Below are 14,862 nucleotides of genomic sequence, written 5' to 3' on the forward strand. Positions count from 1 at the left end.
AACATCGATCAACGATTATTCCGGCGAAGGAAAGATGGGATGTCCATCGTTTCTTCGACATCTGGCGCTTTAGCCGGTTCAGGATTCGAGCTGACAGGTGTCTCTTCGACTTGTGGTTTTGACTCCTCTGTTGGTGGTGGAGTCGCTTGTTTTTTCTTTAGAAGATTCTTCATCATCTCTTGTGCCGATGGAATTTCGAAATCGAGTGGTTCGTTTTCGAACTCTGTCGCGATGACTGTAACGATGATTTCATCTTCGAGGTTATCGTTGATGACAGAACCGAAGATCAAGTTGACTTCCTCATCGGCTGCACTCTGAACGATTTGTGCGGCTTCCGTCACTTCGTACAAGCTAAGGTTCGCACTACCCGTGATGTTCATCAGAACACCTTTTGCGCCTTCGATTGATGTCTCAAGCAACGGACTCGAAATCGCTTTTTTCGCTGCTTCCGTCGCACGGTGTTCGCCTGTTGCGACACCTACACCCATCAATGCAGAACCTTTTTCGGTCATGATCGTCTTCACATCGGCGAAGTCGAGGTTGATGAGACCAGGTACGGCGATCAAGTCGGTAATACCTTGTACACCTTGACGCAAGACGTTATCCGCTTCTTTGAACGCTTCAAGCATTGGTGTGTTCCGATCGACAATTTCAAGCAACTTGTCGTTCGGGATGACGATTAACGTATCGACTTTTTCTTTGAAGTTCTGGACACCTGAAACAGCATGTTGCATCCGTTTGCGTCCTTCAAACATGAATGGTTTTGTAACGACACCGACTGTCAATGCGCCGATCTCTTTTGAAATCTCCGCGATGACAGGAGCAGCTCCTGTACCCGTTCCGCCACCCATTCCCGCTGTGACGAAGACCATGTCAGCGCCAGAAAGGATTTCCGTTAATTGCTCACGGCTCTCTTCCGCCGCTTTTTTACCGATTTCCGGATTGGCACCCGCACCGAGACCGCGTGTTAATTTAGCACCGAGTTGTAGTTTTACGTCAGCTTGTGACATGTTCAATGCCTGCGCATCCGTGTTTACTGCGATGAATTCTACGCCTTGGACACCGTGTTCAATCATTCGGTTGACGGCGTTCGAACCGCCACCACCTACACCGATGACCTTGATTTTTGCTACTTGGTCCATCATTTCATCAAAATGCAACATAAAAAGGGCCCCCTAATATTTTTTACTCATTGGATTTTTTGTAGGCATTAACCAAAGAATTTCTCAAAGAAACTGCTGAATGACTTTTTCTCTTTTGGAGGCTGTTCACGTGTCGACCGTTCTTCTCGAACAGGTGTCGCTTGTTCGTTCATGAGCGGTGCATCCTGTTCACGTCCGTGTGCTACGACTTCCTTTTCTTCCGCCCGGTCGAAACCTGATTTCGATACGGCGCTTCGTGAAAGTACATAACGTAACATACCAGCTGCGACGGCATACTTCGGATGACGAATGCCAAGACTAGCAGGTTGATAGACATTGACGCTTTGCTTAAAGATTCGTTTCCCGAGCTGGTCAATTCCCGGCAATGAAGAACTTCCGCCACACAAGATTAAACCGCTGTTCATATGAGCGTATCCGGCTTGCGTCATTCGTTTTTGAATCATCTCGAAGATTTCTTCAAGTCGCGCTTCTAACACGAAACCGATTTCCGATTGTGGCTCGAAACGATGTTCCCCGTTGATCGTGACGTAAGAAACTTTCTCTTCCGGATCACCGAGTGCTTCAAGTGCAACACCGTACTCTTCTTTTGCGAGCTTCGCATCTTGATATTTACAATTCATCTTATACGTCAAATCACGTGTCAGATGATCGCCACCGTATGGCAACGTCGTCGAGTAGACGAGATCATTCTTTTCATAGATGGAAAGTGTCGTCGTCTCATGTCCGATGTCGATGATTCCAACACCGAGTTCGAGTTCATCAATCGATGCTGCGATTCTAGATACCGCTAAACTCTCCAGCACATATCCAGCAAGCTCTAAACCAGCCCGTTCAATGGAACGTTTAATGCTATGTAGGATCGTCTTTGCTCCGATGATGAGCTTTCCTGTTACTTCGAGACGATAACCAATCATTCCTCTCGGATCAGTGATTTCTGTCTGCTGATCGACCGTAAACGTCTTCGGCAGGACATCCACGACACTGAGTTCGTTTGGAATTCGCATGACCATCGCAGAATGTAATACATCCTTCACGTCATCATCCGTGATTTCATTGTCCTCACCTTTGATGGACGTCATGCCTTGGCAATCCTTCACTTGAATGTGTTCGCCAGAAATAGCGACATATACTTCACCAATTGGTTCACCAAGTGTCCGTTCCACTTCTGTGACCGCTTGTTTAATGGCATGTACCGTTTGATCGATGTCAACGATGACACCTCGTTTAACACCCGCGGATGGTGCAGAACCTTCAGCAAGAACGTTCAGCGTTCCACCAAGTAGTTCACCGACGATGAGTTTCACCTCCGATGTCCCTATGTCGAGTGCGGCAATCGTACCTTTCGTTTCCATGGGAGTGACACCTCCACTTTCATAATACTAATCCTTTTTATTCCTAATTATATTCTAAGAATAGGACAGGCTTCTTCTCGTTTAAGTCTACACTATATAAATACTTACGAAAAGAAGTTATTGCCCGTCTTAGCGTTTGAATAGATTACGATTTGATGACGATTCGAACAACGGTCGCCGAATGAAAACACACGTTTGTTTTTTTGTTCGTTAGCTCATTACGAATCTTCTATTTTTTTCCTTTATATGGTTTGAAATAGATACCGCCATCAATTGTAATTGTTCCCGTCTTTCCTTTCGGTAAGGCAGAAATGACCTTCACGTATTCATTTAAGGAATTTGAAAAGGCAGACGTACTGAGTAATACCGTATTCCCATCCGTCATGAATAACTTCAGACCACCTTTGTCCGTCTTATCGTTTGCGACGATTTCGGAAATCCGGCTGCGTACTTTCGGCTCGATTTTTACGAGTTCCTTCGTCAATCGATTTAATGACTGATCCGTGAATCCTGTCAAGATCGGAGCATCGAACAATTCCTCCTTCGACTTTCCAGGAATGATCGTCCCGTCCGCCAGCACGATCCGGTCTCCCGGTTTATCCTTCGCGTAAGCGATCTCTTTCTCTTCCGTCACCGTCACGCGATATTGATGCAAAAACTGTTTTTGCATCGTCGCTTCTTGAATACCTGGAACCTTCTCGATTCGCTCAAGAACGTCTTCCTCCGATACATTAAAGGCATGAGTTTCCTTCACCTTAATCCCGGATGCTTGCAAGATATCAGCAGATTTCACATTAACGTTACCATCGATATCAAATTGAGCAACCCGAGAATAACTCGATTGTAGATAAAAGACGACACCGACCAATAGACCAATCAGAATCAGGACATAAATGAGTCTTCGGTTGGCTTTTTTGCGACGTTGTTCACGGATATAAGGTATCTTATCTTCGAGACTACGGACGTTCTCGTCCTCTTGTGGTCGTCCGACCGTTCTCCGTTCCCTCACGTCTCATTCCCCCTCTATACGTAACAGTTCATTTCCCTATCGGTCTTTTCCTGCAATAGTTTAGTTTTTTTGTGCCGTCAATCGTAACAATTCATCAACTAAGTCCTGTGAAGCATTCGGCATACCGAGCGCAAGCGCCGCTTCAGACATCATTTGTTGTTGTGCTAATGCTTTTTCACATGCCTCAAACAACCGATCACCCGTCAGTTCCTGTTCACGAATCAATAGACTCGCACCTGTCTCGACGAGCGATGAGGCATTGACCTCTTGATGATTTTCCGTCACGTAAGGACTCGGGATGAGAACACTTGGTAAACCGAGTGTCGTCAGCTCTGCAAGCGTACTTGCTCCTGAACGCGAAATGACGAGTTGACTTGCTTTTAAGATGTTCGGTAAATCATATACGAATGGGCGAAGTTGAATGCGTTCTGGTACGGAACCAACGCGTGACACAATCGTATCGTAATGAATTTGACCCGTAACGAAGAGGAGCGACCATCCTGCTTGTTCGACCTTTGGCATCATATCGACGACTGCTTCGTTGATCGCAGGTGCGCCACGACTACCACCGTAGATGACGATGAGAGGACGTCCTTCCTCAAAACCGAAACGTTGTCGTTCTTCAAGCGGATTGATGTTGAGCTCTGCCACTTCAGAAGCACGCGGATTTCCAATCAAAACCGTCTTCGCCTCATTCTTACCGAAGTGATGTCCAGACCCTTTAAAAGAGAGTGCCACACGATCTACATACCGAGCTAAGAATTTATTCGTGATACCAGGTAAACTGTTTTGTTCATGAACGAGTGTCTTAAAACCCATTTTTGCAGCCGTATACAATACCGGTCCACAAACGAACCCACCTGTACCGACGACGATATCCGGTTGGAACTGACGCAATAGTCGACGAACACGCCGGACGCTCTTGACGAACCGGATACCGGTCTTGACGTTTTCGAACGACAAGGAACGACGGATACCAGAAATCTCAATCGATTCAAACGGAATTCCCGCGCGACGGACGATATCTGCCTCGAGACCATTTTCTGTTCCGATATAAAGGACCTCACATGACGTGCGTTGTTCCAGTTCCCGAATCATGGCGAGCGCAGGATAGATATGCCCCCCTGTACCGCCTCCAGAGACGACGATTTTCATACTGTTGTTCCTCCTACTTCATGTACGGCACGAACGAAATGCTCGCCGCGCTCCTCATATGTCTTATATTGATCCCAACTAGCAGATGCTGGTGACAGAAGAATGATGTCGCCAGGTTGCGATACTTCAAACGCTACTTTCACGGCTTCATCCATCGCCTCAACGACAGTTGACGCATAGCCATTTTCTGATGCAAGCGTTCCAAAACGGTGACCCGTCTCACCAAGCCCAATGACATGTTTAACATGCTTCATTGCATCGAGTAACGGTGTCAAATCCGCTCCACGCTCGAGTCCGCCACATAACCAGATGATGGGTGCCGTAAATCCGGATAACGCCGCTTCCGTCGCAACATTATTCGTCGCTTTTGAGTCGTTGTAAACTTTTCGTCCAGCAACTTCACCAACGAACTGTGTCCGGTGCTCTACACCACCGAACGTCCGTAGAACATGTTGAACGTCAGATAATGCTAAGTTAAATGGTTCGACGAGTGTTAAGGCTGCGAGAACGTTCTCGACATTATGCCCACCACCGAGAGCAAGTTCATCAACAGGTAAGATACTCGTTCCATTGATTGTCAACGTATCGTTTATGACTTCTGCATACGCCGATTGACGACGAGAGAACAAGAGCGGCGTTACTTCAGCAGTCTTTCCGAGCGCATTGACGGAAACATCATCGGCATTCAAGACAAGACGATCTGTTTCTTTCATGTTCTTAAAGATCCGGGCTTTCGCTTCGCCATACGATTGAAAATCACCATGATAATCCAGATGTGCCGGTGATAAATTCAAAAAGGCTGCCGTGTACGGTCGGAACTGCTCGATCCCCATCAATTGAAAACTCGATAATTCAATGACGATGATGTCATCTTGTTTCGCCTGACCTGCGATTTCAATTGCTGGGAATCCAATGTTTCCTGCCAAATGAACACGGCGAGACCCCGTTTTCAACAATTCGTGAACAAGCGTCGTCGTCGTCGTTTTCCCGTTTGATCCTGTAATGGCAATCCACGTCGCATCTGTTGCTTGATACGCCAGTTCTACCTCTGTCCAAATCGGAATATTGCGTCGTAGCGCTTCTTGTAATAAATCGATCTGATACGGAATCCCTGGGTTCTTGACGATCAAGTCAATTCCGTCGAGTAATGCGAGTGGGTGCTCACCGTAAACCGTTTTGACGTCGAGTGATGCAAGCGCTGCTTGATCACTCTCAGACGGAGTTTTCCCGTCATTCACTGTTACCTCTGCACCGACACTCACTAAATACCGGGCGGCTGCGATTCCACTTTTCGCCGTTCCGAGAACGAGCACTTTTTGATCATTCCATTGTCGTTGTTCCATTGTTGAATCGCTCACTTTCTCTCTTCTTTTTTATTACACGAATAGATAGGCGATGAATGCCATCAAACAGCTGATTCCTGCGAATGTACCGACGATCCGCCATTCGCTCCAACCGACCATTTCGAAGTGGTGGTGAATTGGGCTCATTTTGAAAATTCGTTTCCCTGTCGTCTTAAAGGAGATGACTTGTAGAATGACTGATAATGTCTCGACAACAAAAACGATACCGATTAAGACGAGTAGTAATTCCAGTTTTAAGACAATCGATAGACCTGCTAGTGCAGCCCCAAGTGCTAGTGAACCCGTATCTCCCATGAAGATCTTCGCCGGGTGCGCATTGAATAACAGGAATCCGATCAATGCACCGACTGCTGAGAAAGCAAAACAAGCAGCGCCGACTTCATCCGCGATAAACCAACTGTATAATCCGAAGAACAAGAATGTTGGAATCGCTGTGAACGACACGAGACCATCTAGACCATCCGTCAAGTTGACTGCATTTGAGAATCCGACTAACCAGAACAAGGCAACGAACGGATAGACGATACCGAAATCAAGTTCAAAATCTGTAAATGGAATCGATAGATACGTCGCATCACTCGTAAATCCACCACTCAACCAGACGAATAACAATCCGACGACGATTTGTCCAATTAATTTTTGTTTCGAATTCAGACCAAGATTACGTTTCTTGACGACTTTGATGTAATCATCAATGAAGCCGATCACGCCATAAGCAAGTGTTAAAAACAGTAACGATAATTGTGTTGTCGATAGATCGCCCATGACAACTGCACCGAGAACGCTGACGATCATCGCGACAAGAATGACGATTCCACCCATTGTCGGTGTTCCTGATTTGACCTGATGCCATTGCGGTCCTTCTTCCCGAATTTCCTGACCGAACTTCAATTGGTGTAGAAACGGAATCGCCTTTGGCATGACAAGTAGTACAACAAGAAATGCAAGAATAAGACTGATGAATAATGTGATCATAGCAGACACCCTTTTTCAAAAATTAGTTTTCGTTCAGATAGGTTAATATCCGTTCGAGCGCCATCCCACGTGACGCTTTCAATAAGACGATTGTTCGTTCTCCGAGCAGCGGACGCAATCGTTTTGCAGCCTCCTCGACAGTTGCTGCGAATTGGATTTGAACAGACGGGTCGCTGATTCCTTCAGCAATCCACGCGCCTTTCTCCCCTACTAGGATAGCATGCGAAACGGGTAACGCAATCCGCTTTCCGACCGAGGCATGTAATAATCGTTCTTGGTCCCCTAATTCATACATATCGCCGAGGACGAGAACGCGTGTCGTATACCCTTCCAGCGCAGTGACGGTCTCTATCGCCGCATTCATCGATGTCGGACTCGCGTTATACGCATCATTGATGACTGCAGTCTCCTCAAAGAGCAGTCGTTCCATCCGCATCGGTGTCAATTCAACAGCATCGAAACCTTCTTGAATCCGGGCGTCTGTCACGCCAAGTGCACGTGCTGTCGCGATCGCGTATGCTGCATTTCGAACTTGGTGTTTACCTAGCACAGGTAAGTGAAAATCGGTTCCATCGTAAGTAAATGTCGTCCCAAAGAACGTTGCTTCCTTCGTTTCGATCCGGTACGTATTTCCGATCTGATAGCCGATTTTTTCCGCTTGGACTTCTGCGAGAAGTGGTTCATCACCATCAACGAATAAATGACCACCTGGCTTGAGTCCGGATTGAATCTCAAGCTTCGCTTTAGCGATGCCACTGCGTCCACCGACTTGCTCCGCATGCGATTCGCCGATGTTCGTGACGAGCGCAATATCTGGCTCAGCTAGATTTGAAAGGAATTCAATATCGCCAAATCCGTTCATTCCCATCTCAAGCACAGCGACTTCCGTATCAGCCGGCATCATGAGAATCGTTAACGGCATTCCGATATCCGAATTGAAGTTTCCTTGAGTTTTATGTGTCTTAAACGTCGTCTTGAGTACGCTTTCGACCATGTCCTTCGTCGACGTCTTCCCATTTGATCCAGTGATGGCGACGATTTTTGGCGCAATCTGCATTAAGTATCGTTTTGCGATTTGTTGCAGGGCAACCAATGGTTCATCAACTTCCAAGAAAACGACATCGATATCTGGTCGATCAATGCCTTTCTTCCATAAGGTGACGATCGCTCCTTGATTTTTTGCACCTTCAAGGAATCGATGACCATCGACGCGTGCTCCCTGAATCGGAACATAGAGACCGTCTTCAAGTTGTGCGCGTGAATCCGTTGCAAAATGACGAACGATACGATTATCTTTCACATCGAGATGTAACCATTCAGCGAGTTGCGTAATTGTTAACATGATATATACCTCCATTCGATGACAGCAAAAGAGGACGAATGCAAAAGTCAACGAATGACTCCTGTTCGTCCTCGTCTTCCTGTAGAAATCAGGAAACTTGCTCTACCGTTACTCTTTAGGTTCAGCTAGTTCGACCGTCAACTTTCCATTTTCCTTCACTAGTGTACCAGTTCGAGCCGATTGTTTGGTTACAAAACCTTTACCGATGACGTCGAGCTTCAAATCATATAAGCTGACAAGCTTTTTGACGTCTCGTTGCGACCAACCGGTCAAATCCGGCATCTTAAACGTATTTGATGTTTTCAGCAAGACACGTTCTCCGCTGACGAATTCCTGTCCACGGGATGGAATCTGCGAAACGACTTCAGCACCATCGCCTAGGATGATCGCAACTGCCTCTTGTTCTTTTGCTAGGTCAGTCGCTTGTCGAGCACTCTTCTTGATATAACTTGGCGTGATTTTCGCTTTGACATCCACTGAATCCTTTTGCGTTTCCGGTTGGATGCTACGATACTGTAGTGCCGTATTCATGACACTTTTGAACACAGGACTCATGATGAGCGGACCAGAGACGGATGATTCGTTTTTCGATGGACGATCGACCGCGATGTACATGATCAATTCCGGATCATCTTTCGGGGCCATACCGATGAACGAGTGAATGAATTGTCCTTGAATATACTTTCCATTCTCAGAAATCTGAGCCGTACCGGTCTTCCCAATGACTCGGTAGTCTTTCAACTTATACATTTGACCTGTACCAAGCTTACTGTTGACGACACCGTCGAGTGCTTCGCGTGTTGCTTTTGCCGCTTCAGCAGAAATCGGTTTACCGACGACTTCTGTTTTCGCTCGGTATGGTGCCTTATCCGTATGATCCGCTTTTTGGATGATATGCGGTTTGACCATCTCGCCGTCTCCAGCGATTGCTGTCGCTCCTTGAAGCAATTGCATCGGCGTGACCGCAGTCGATTGCCCCCATGAGGTGATGAGCGCATTCAACGGTTTAGACAAGTCAGATTGACTATTTACTTCTCCCGAGATGTCTATACCCGTTCGTTGGTCAAAATGAAACTTCTTAAAGTATTCTTTATACCGTTCGATCCCAAGTTTTTCTGCTGTTAACTTCGAGAACATGACGTTTGAGGAGTGATAGACCCCTTCAATCATCGGGATGGTTCCCCAACCGACATCATTATAATCCTTGATGACCGTTCCTTTGTAGTTATAACTACCCGATTTATACATCTCATTCGGACGGAACACTCCCGCATCAATCGCCGCTGCGAGCGTAAAGATTTTCATCGTCGAACCTGGCTCGAATCGTGACGAGACGGCAAAATTCGTGAAATCTTTCATATCACGTAAATTCGGGTTGAACGAGGGACGATCCGCCATGGCGAGGATTTCACCAGTCTTCGCATCCATGACGATACCTGTCGCATTTTTCGGTTTGTACGTGTTGTACATTTTTTGCATCTCTTTTTCAAGTGACTGTTGGATTCGATGATCGATCGTCAAATAGAGATTCGATCCATCCTTTGGTTCGTTCGAGACACGTGACGCACCTTGAATCAACGGATTACCGCTACGATCCTTTTCAAAGACACGAGCTCCGTAAGATTCACTTAAAGCATTATCATACTGCTTCTCGATTCCCATCTGACCTTGTAAAGCGACCCGACCATTTTCCTCGGTGATCTTTTGAACGAACCCAAGTGTATCAGACAAGAAGATACCGTTCGGATAGTATCGTTTCGGCTCTTCAATCATCCGGATGCCAGGAAGCTTCAGATTGTCGATTTTCTCTTTTTGATCAAGCGTCAAATCATTTCCTTTTTTTCCGAACTCAATTTGAGAACGGTCTTTGTTTTCAATCAGATAGGTCTCCAGTTCCTTCGTCGTCATCCCAAGAATCGGCGCAAGACCCTCAGCCGTCTTTTTAAAATCGACGATCGTCTCATCTGGATCTTTGACACCACCCAGTCGATAAACGCCAATCAGATGATAGGATGGAATGTTGATCGCAATCGGGGAACCGAGACGGTCGAAAATCTCGCCACGTTCTGCTCCAAGCGTTTCTTGAGACTCCCATCGTTTCTTTTCCGCGTATGCAATCATATCTTCACCATGGAACTGTTTTGTCGTTGCTAAATACAAAAATCGGCCAATGAACACAAAAAAGAGAGTAGCAAATATCACCATGATAAAGGCTACTCTCCAACGGGATTTTTTCAGTGGATTCATTTAGGAATCACCTTGATGTTCCCTTTACGCATATCAAGACCCTGTTCTTTTGCAATCTTATAAATCCGTTCCGGAGAGCTTAAGTTCGTGACCTCTAGTTGTAAACGTTCGTTTTCTTTTTTGAGTGATTGTGTGACTTGGTTCTCTTTCGCTAAATCACGGCTCACATTATACGCTTCGTTATGCGTACTGATCGTCAAACTCCCAAATAACACAAGACCACCAATCATCGCGCTGTATAAGAATTTTTCAAAGGGGTACAAGCGATACTTCGGACGGACGGCGACGCGACGCGCGATATCTTCCGTCTTTCGTGGTTCCTGAACAGGTTGTTGACGAACGGGTTGAACCGTTTGGACCGATTTACGAAGTGGTTCTGCCATTGGAATGCTCCTCTCAAGTTTCTTTCATTTTTTCAGCAACTCGTAATTTTGCCGATCGGGCGCGACGGTTATCATCGAGCTCTTCAACACCAGCCGTAATCGGCTTGCGTGTGACGAGTCGGAGTTCCGGCTCCATTTCGACGGGAATCATCGGTAACCCCGGTGGCAGCTCGGGTAGTGATGATTTTTCTTTAATTGCTTGTTTACACATGCGATCTTCAAGTGAATGGAACGTAATGACACATAGACGTCCACCGACCCGTAATAAATCAATGGCTTGGTGTACCGCACGGTCAAAGACGTTCAGTTCATCATTGACGGCGATTCGAATTGCTTGGAAAGTCCGTTTCGCCGGATGACCACCCTTACGTCGTGCTGGTGCCGGAATCGCATCCTTGATCAATTCGACGAGTTCGAACGTCGTCTCAATCGGTCGCTCTTCCCGCGCTTTTTCGATTTTACGCGCAATCTGTTTCGAGAACTTCTCTTCCCCGTATGTAAAGAAGATACGTACGAGATCATTGTACGGCCACTCATTGACGACTTCGTAGGCAGAAAGTGGAGAAGATTGATCCATGCGCATGTCGAGACGTGCGTCGTGATTGTAACTAAATCCCCGTTCCCCTTCGTCTAATTGTGGTGAAGAGACACCGAGATCGAATAAGATGCCGTCCACTTTCTCGACGCCATGTGCTGCCAACTGCTCTTTTAAATAAGCAAAATTACTCTTTATTAAAGTAAAGCGACCTTCATACGCCGCGAGACGTTCTGCTGCATGAGCGAGGGCGACATCATCTTGATCAAATGCATACAGATGACCTGTCGTCAGTTGCTTGACGATCTCTTCGCTGTGTCCTGCTCCACCTAATGTACAATCGACGTAAATGCCGTCGGGTTTAATCGCGAGTCCTTCGATCGACTCCCATTTCAATACTGTTTCATGCTCAAACATGTCCTGCCTCACCTTTCACTGTCCTTGAAGGACGTTACTCTTTTTCAATGTATCACATTCTCTCGTGAAAACGTTACGAAAATGAGACAGTTTCCTTGATTTATTTAACTTTTGTGTAATTTTCGCTAAAAAACCGAAAAAACCTGCTAGTTTCAGCAGGTTTAGAGGAAAATCTTCAGTTGATCACTCGCATTCGCTTCATAGGCTGTCCTTAAGTCCCGCACAAAATCAGGACCATGATGATTCAACCACGGGAGGACAGAATGCACCCGTTCTTGTGGCGCTCCATCAGGAAGGAGATGGTAAGCCGTCTCTTTATATTGCCGTGTTTGTCGATCAAACTGACGTCGATCTTCTGCTAGCAAACTAGCAATTGCTTGTTCGAGCTGTTTCTTGACCTTCTCACTCTTACTCGACGTCCGCAGTAAATGCTGTTCGAGCGAGAGAAACTCGGAGACGAAACTGTCTTTTAGCATCGCTGCCGTCTGCATACGTCCTGTCATCTTCTCTTCTGAATAGAGCGGAATCGGAACGCCTGAACGGACGACTTCTTCGAGCGATACCTCGAGTTTAGCAAGACGCTTTTCATCGCTATGACGCACGATTAACCCGCCCATGCGGGGAATCAATAGCGGCATCGTCCAATTCAGATGATGAAAGAGCGGTCGTAAGCGTGTCCAGTACGCTAATTCTCCGGGACCACCGATATAGGCAAGCGTCGGGAACAGGTAATCCTGCATCAATGGACGTGTGACGACACTGTTGGAGAAACGTTCCGGACTGGCGTACAGCAACGCGAGCAATTCAAGCTCCGTATACTGCTTTCCTTGTTTCGTCTCGAATCCGTCTGCTGTCGGATAAAGCAACTGACGACCATGATCATCGACGAAAAGATGCGCCGCTTCCTCGTTCAAGAACGTATCCGGTAACTCTTGCGTCTGTGAAATACCATCCGTCAATGCTCGTCTAAATTCCGCATTGTCTTGAATCAACCGTTCAAAGAACGGAATCTCGAGTTCACGGACAGAATGTGTATCCGCATCAAAGAAGACGACATCATAATCGATCAATTCACCGATCAATTGCGAGAAAAACATCCCATAGGATGTACACGCTTCAACGATTTGCTTCAGACGCGCAATTAATCGTTTCGTATGAACCGTTTCTGGCATTGCTCGGAATGTCTCTTCGATGATTTCAAGAAGTGTTGCTTGATCAAAAGAGAGTCGACTGACCGAGCGGGCAATCGATTCTGTAGGTGCAACAGCGATTTTACGCGTTTGATAATCCGCTGTCGGAACGTAAACATGGTTAATCTCATCAAAATCGTGATCTTCGGTCGCGAGCCAAAAAATCGGAACGACAGGCCGCCCAAGTGTCGTTTCCGCCTGCTGCGCGACCTTAAGACAGGTCAACAATTTATAGATCGCATATAATGGTCCGCCAAAAATACCCGTTTGTTGCCCTGTAATGACAACTTGAGCTTCACCCGTACGAAGCTTCGCGACACGTTCCCGCAAACGCTCCGTCATGTTCGGATTTTGACGTTCAAGTTCGTCTGTCAGTGCCGCAAGATTCGGATAGTGACGTTCTTCAAGCAAACGGCTCCTCGACGCTAAACCACTCTCTCCAAGGTGGTCGACATATGTTAAGAATTCTTCTCGTGAAGCACGATGCATCAACGAGTTATCATCGTATAAGGCTTCAAATGGTTGTACCTTCAAACAAAATCCCTTCTTTCTTACCTAACTGGTCAGCTGATGAACAGTTGACGAATACCGAGTATGAACAGTATGAAATGGACGGGTAATGCCAGCAAGATGATGATCCGCCAACTGTGGCGAATCATTTGTCTCAAATCAACATCAAGTTGACGAATTCGTTGCCAGAGCGCATTCAACGCAAATACCAACAACACGACGATGACGATCCACCCTAAGTAATTTGTTCCGGTCAAGGCAATCAATGCAACATGAATCGCATACAGAACGATGAACGTTCCAAAGTCGAGTGCAAATCGAACGGCCTTCCCATGTTTCCGAAATAGAAGTAGAAAGACGAGATACAACGCAATCAGGCTGAATAAAGGAAAAATGATGAAGACTGTCACTGCGGACCCTCCCTCTGTTTGATCTGTTCATAATAAAAAGATAAACGTGGCGTCGCAGTCGTCGCCTGACGTAATGCGTATCCAAGTATCGGTTCTACTTCCGTTCGTCGTCCATACTCAAGATCTCGTAACATGGAAGAACGATTTTTGCTCGTATTCTTCATGATCCGCTCGATCTCGGAATAAGTAATGTCATGGTGCGGGAAAATCGTCCGCATTTCGTCAAATAATTGATGGGCTTCTTCTCGATAAGGCATCTCTAACAAGGAACCATTCTCAACACCGTAATAAGCCGTCACTGGATTAATGACGACGTTGATGAATAGCTTCGTCAATAAAACGGCTTCCATATCTGACTCAAGTTCAAAGCACAGTTGCTTGGACGACAAGTTCGCTACCTCTTGATTGCCGTAGCGGATGCGGCCATTTCCAGTATGCTGAACTTCAAACGGTGCAGTACGCATGGCACCATGTTCGACGACACCAAATAAGACATGCGGCAATTGCTCTTTCCATTTCAAATGATCCATTCCATTTTGCAGGAACATGACGGGACACGTCAGCCGTTTGAGGAATGGAATCACACTTTTTATATCATACGACTTTGTCGCGACAAACACCAAGTCTTCTGACTCGAGCCGATCAATCTTCCGGATCCGTACGAGACGACTCGCCTGTCCATCGCGAATGATCGGTCGTTCCTCATCTTGTTCCTGTCGCACATAAAGCGTAACTGCATGCTCTTCCGATAAATAAGAGGCAAGCAACAACCCGATGGCACCCGCGCCAATGATTCCAACATTCATCTAT

The 14,862-nt window shown here is 46.4% G+C and carries 13 protein-coding genes; all 13 read right to left on the reverse strand.

Going from position 1 to position 14,862, the window contains the following annotated elements; all coding sequences use genetic code 11:
- Window positions 1–8: 8 nt before the first annotated feature.
- The gene (ftsZ, locus tag ACZGCQ_RS07515; protein ID WP_029342137.1) at window positions 9–1,163 is read right to left on the reverse strand and encodes a cell division protein FtsZ; all 1,155 of its coding nucleotides are present in this window, start codon (window positions 1,161–1,163) and stop codon (window positions 9–11) included.
- A gap of 47 nt (window positions 1,164–1,210) precedes the next feature.
- A complete protein-coding gene (gene ftsA, locus ACZGCQ_RS07520) occupies window positions 1,211–2,515 on the reverse strand; it encodes a cell division protein FtsA (protein ID WP_223040588.1) in 1,305 nt (434 codons plus the stop codon).
- A gap of 229 nt (window positions 2,516–2,744) precedes the next feature.
- Window positions 2,745–3,524, reverse strand: coding sequence for a cell division protein FtsQ/DivIB (locus ACZGCQ_RS07525; RefSeq protein WP_214727007.1), 780 nt, complete (start codon window positions 3,522–3,524; stop codon window positions 2,745–2,747).
- Window positions 3,525–3,584: 60 nt separating this feature from the next.
- On the reverse strand, window positions 3,585–4,679 hold the full coding sequence (murG, locus tag ACZGCQ_RS07530; RefSeq protein ID WP_481265962.1) for an undecaprenyldiphospho-muramoylpentapeptide beta-N-acetylglucosaminyltransferase: 1,095 nt from the start codon (window positions 4,677–4,679) through the stop codon (window positions 3,585–3,587).
- Window positions 4,676–6,022 carry a UDP-N-acetylmuramoyl-L-alanine--D-glutamate ligase gene (murD, locus tag ACZGCQ_RS07535; RefSeq protein WP_481265963.1) on the reverse strand — a complete coding sequence of 449 codons (1,347 nt, stop codon included), beginning with the start codon at window positions 6,020–6,022 and terminating at the stop codon, window positions 4,676–4,678. The genes murG and murD overlap by 4 nt, the downstream gene beginning before the upstream one ends.
- A gap of 33 nt (window positions 6,023–6,055) precedes the next feature.
- Window positions 6,056–7,018, reverse strand: a complete 963-nt coding sequence (gene mraY, locus ACZGCQ_RS07540; RefSeq protein WP_050677532.1) for a phospho-N-acetylmuramoyl-pentapeptide-transferase — start codon at window positions 7,016–7,018, stop codon at window positions 6,056–6,058.
- A 22-nt stretch (window positions 7,019–7,040) separates the two neighbouring features.
- Window positions 7,041–8,360 carry a UDP-N-acetylmuramoyl-tripeptide--D-alanyl-D-alanine ligase gene (locus ACZGCQ_RS07545; RefSeq protein ID WP_481265964.1) on the reverse strand — a complete coding sequence of 440 codons (1,320 nt, stop codon included), beginning with the start codon at window positions 8,358–8,360 and terminating at the stop codon, window positions 7,041–7,043.
- Window positions 8,361–8,468: 108 nt separating this feature from the next.
- Complete coding sequence (locus ACZGCQ_RS07550) at window positions 8,469–10,538, reverse strand: penicillin-binding protein (protein ID WP_481265965.1); 2,070 nt, start codon at window positions 10,536–10,538, stop codon at window positions 8,469–8,471.
- A 65-nt stretch (window positions 10,539–10,603) separates the two neighbouring features.
- Complete coding sequence (ftsL, locus tag ACZGCQ_RS07555; RefSeq protein ID WP_023468808.1) at window positions 10,604–10,990, reverse strand: cell division protein FtsL; 387 nt, start codon at window positions 10,988–10,990, stop codon at window positions 10,604–10,606.
- Window positions 10,991–11,003: 13 nt separating this feature from the next.
- A complete protein-coding gene (rsmH, locus tag ACZGCQ_RS07560) occupies window positions 11,004–11,942 on the reverse strand; it encodes a 16S rRNA (cytosine(1402)-N(4))-methyltransferase RsmH (RefSeq protein WP_029342146.1) in 939 nt (312 codons plus the stop codon).
- A gap of 161 nt (window positions 11,943–12,103) precedes the next feature.
- Window positions 12,104–13,666 carry a bacillithiol biosynthesis cysteine-adding enzyme BshC gene (gene bshC, locus ACZGCQ_RS07565; protein ID WP_481265966.1) on the reverse strand — a complete coding sequence of 521 codons (1,563 nt, stop codon included), beginning with the start codon at window positions 13,664–13,666 and terminating at the stop codon, window positions 12,104–12,106.
- A gap of 29 nt (window positions 13,667–13,695) precedes the next feature.
- Window positions 13,696–14,052: a DUF3397 domain-containing protein gene (locus ACZGCQ_RS07570; RefSeq protein WP_481265967.1), complete on the reverse strand. Its 357-nt coding sequence runs from the start codon at window positions 14,050–14,052 to the stop codon at window positions 13,696–13,698.
- Window positions 14,049–14,858, reverse strand: a complete 810-nt coding sequence (locus tag ACZGCQ_RS07575) for a ketopantoate reductase family protein (protein WP_481265968.1) — start codon at window positions 14,856–14,858, stop codon at window positions 14,049–14,051. The genes ACZGCQ_RS07570 and ACZGCQ_RS07575 overlap by 4 nt, the downstream gene beginning before the upstream one ends.
- Between the last annotated feature and the right edge of the window lie 4 nt (window positions 14,859–14,862).

Source organism: Exiguobacterium sp. HSB13, from assembly GCF_056764755.1.

Excerpts from the sequence above, each read along its gene's own strand:
- ftsZ (WP_029342137.1), bottom strand. The coding sequence starts at position 1,163 with ATGTTGCATTTTGATGAAATGATGGACCAAGTAGCAAAAATCAAGGTC.
- ftsA (WP_223040588.1), bottom strand. The coding sequence starts at position 2,515 with ATGGAAACGAAAGGTACGATTGCCGCACTCGACATAGGGACATCGGAG.
- murG (WP_481265962.1), bottom strand. The coding sequence starts at position 4,679 with ATGAAAATCGTCGTCTCTGGAGGCGGTACAGGGGGGCATATCTATCCT.
- murD (WP_481265963.1), bottom strand. The coding sequence starts at position 6,022 with ATGGAACAACGACAATGGAATGATCAAAAAGTGCTCGTTCTCGGAACG.
- mraY (WP_050677532.1), bottom strand. The coding sequence starts at position 7,018 with ATGATCACATTATTCATCAGTCTTATTCTTGCATTTCTTGTTGTACTA.
- ACZGCQ_RS07545 (WP_481265964.1), bottom strand. The coding sequence starts at position 8,360 with ATGTTAACAATTACGCAACTCGCTGAATGGTTACATCTCGATGTGAAA.
- ftsL (WP_023468808.1), bottom strand. The coding sequence starts at position 10,990 with ATGGCAGAACCACTTCGTAAATCGGTCCAAACGGTTCAACCCGTTCGT.
- rsmH (WP_029342146.1), bottom strand. The coding sequence starts at position 11,942 with ATGTTTGAGCATGAAACAGTATTGAAATGGGAGTCGATCGAAGGACTC.
- ACZGCQ_RS07575 (WP_481265968.1), bottom strand. The coding sequence starts at position 14,858 with ATGAATGTTGGAATCATTGGCGCGGGTGCCATCGGGTTGTTGCTTGCC.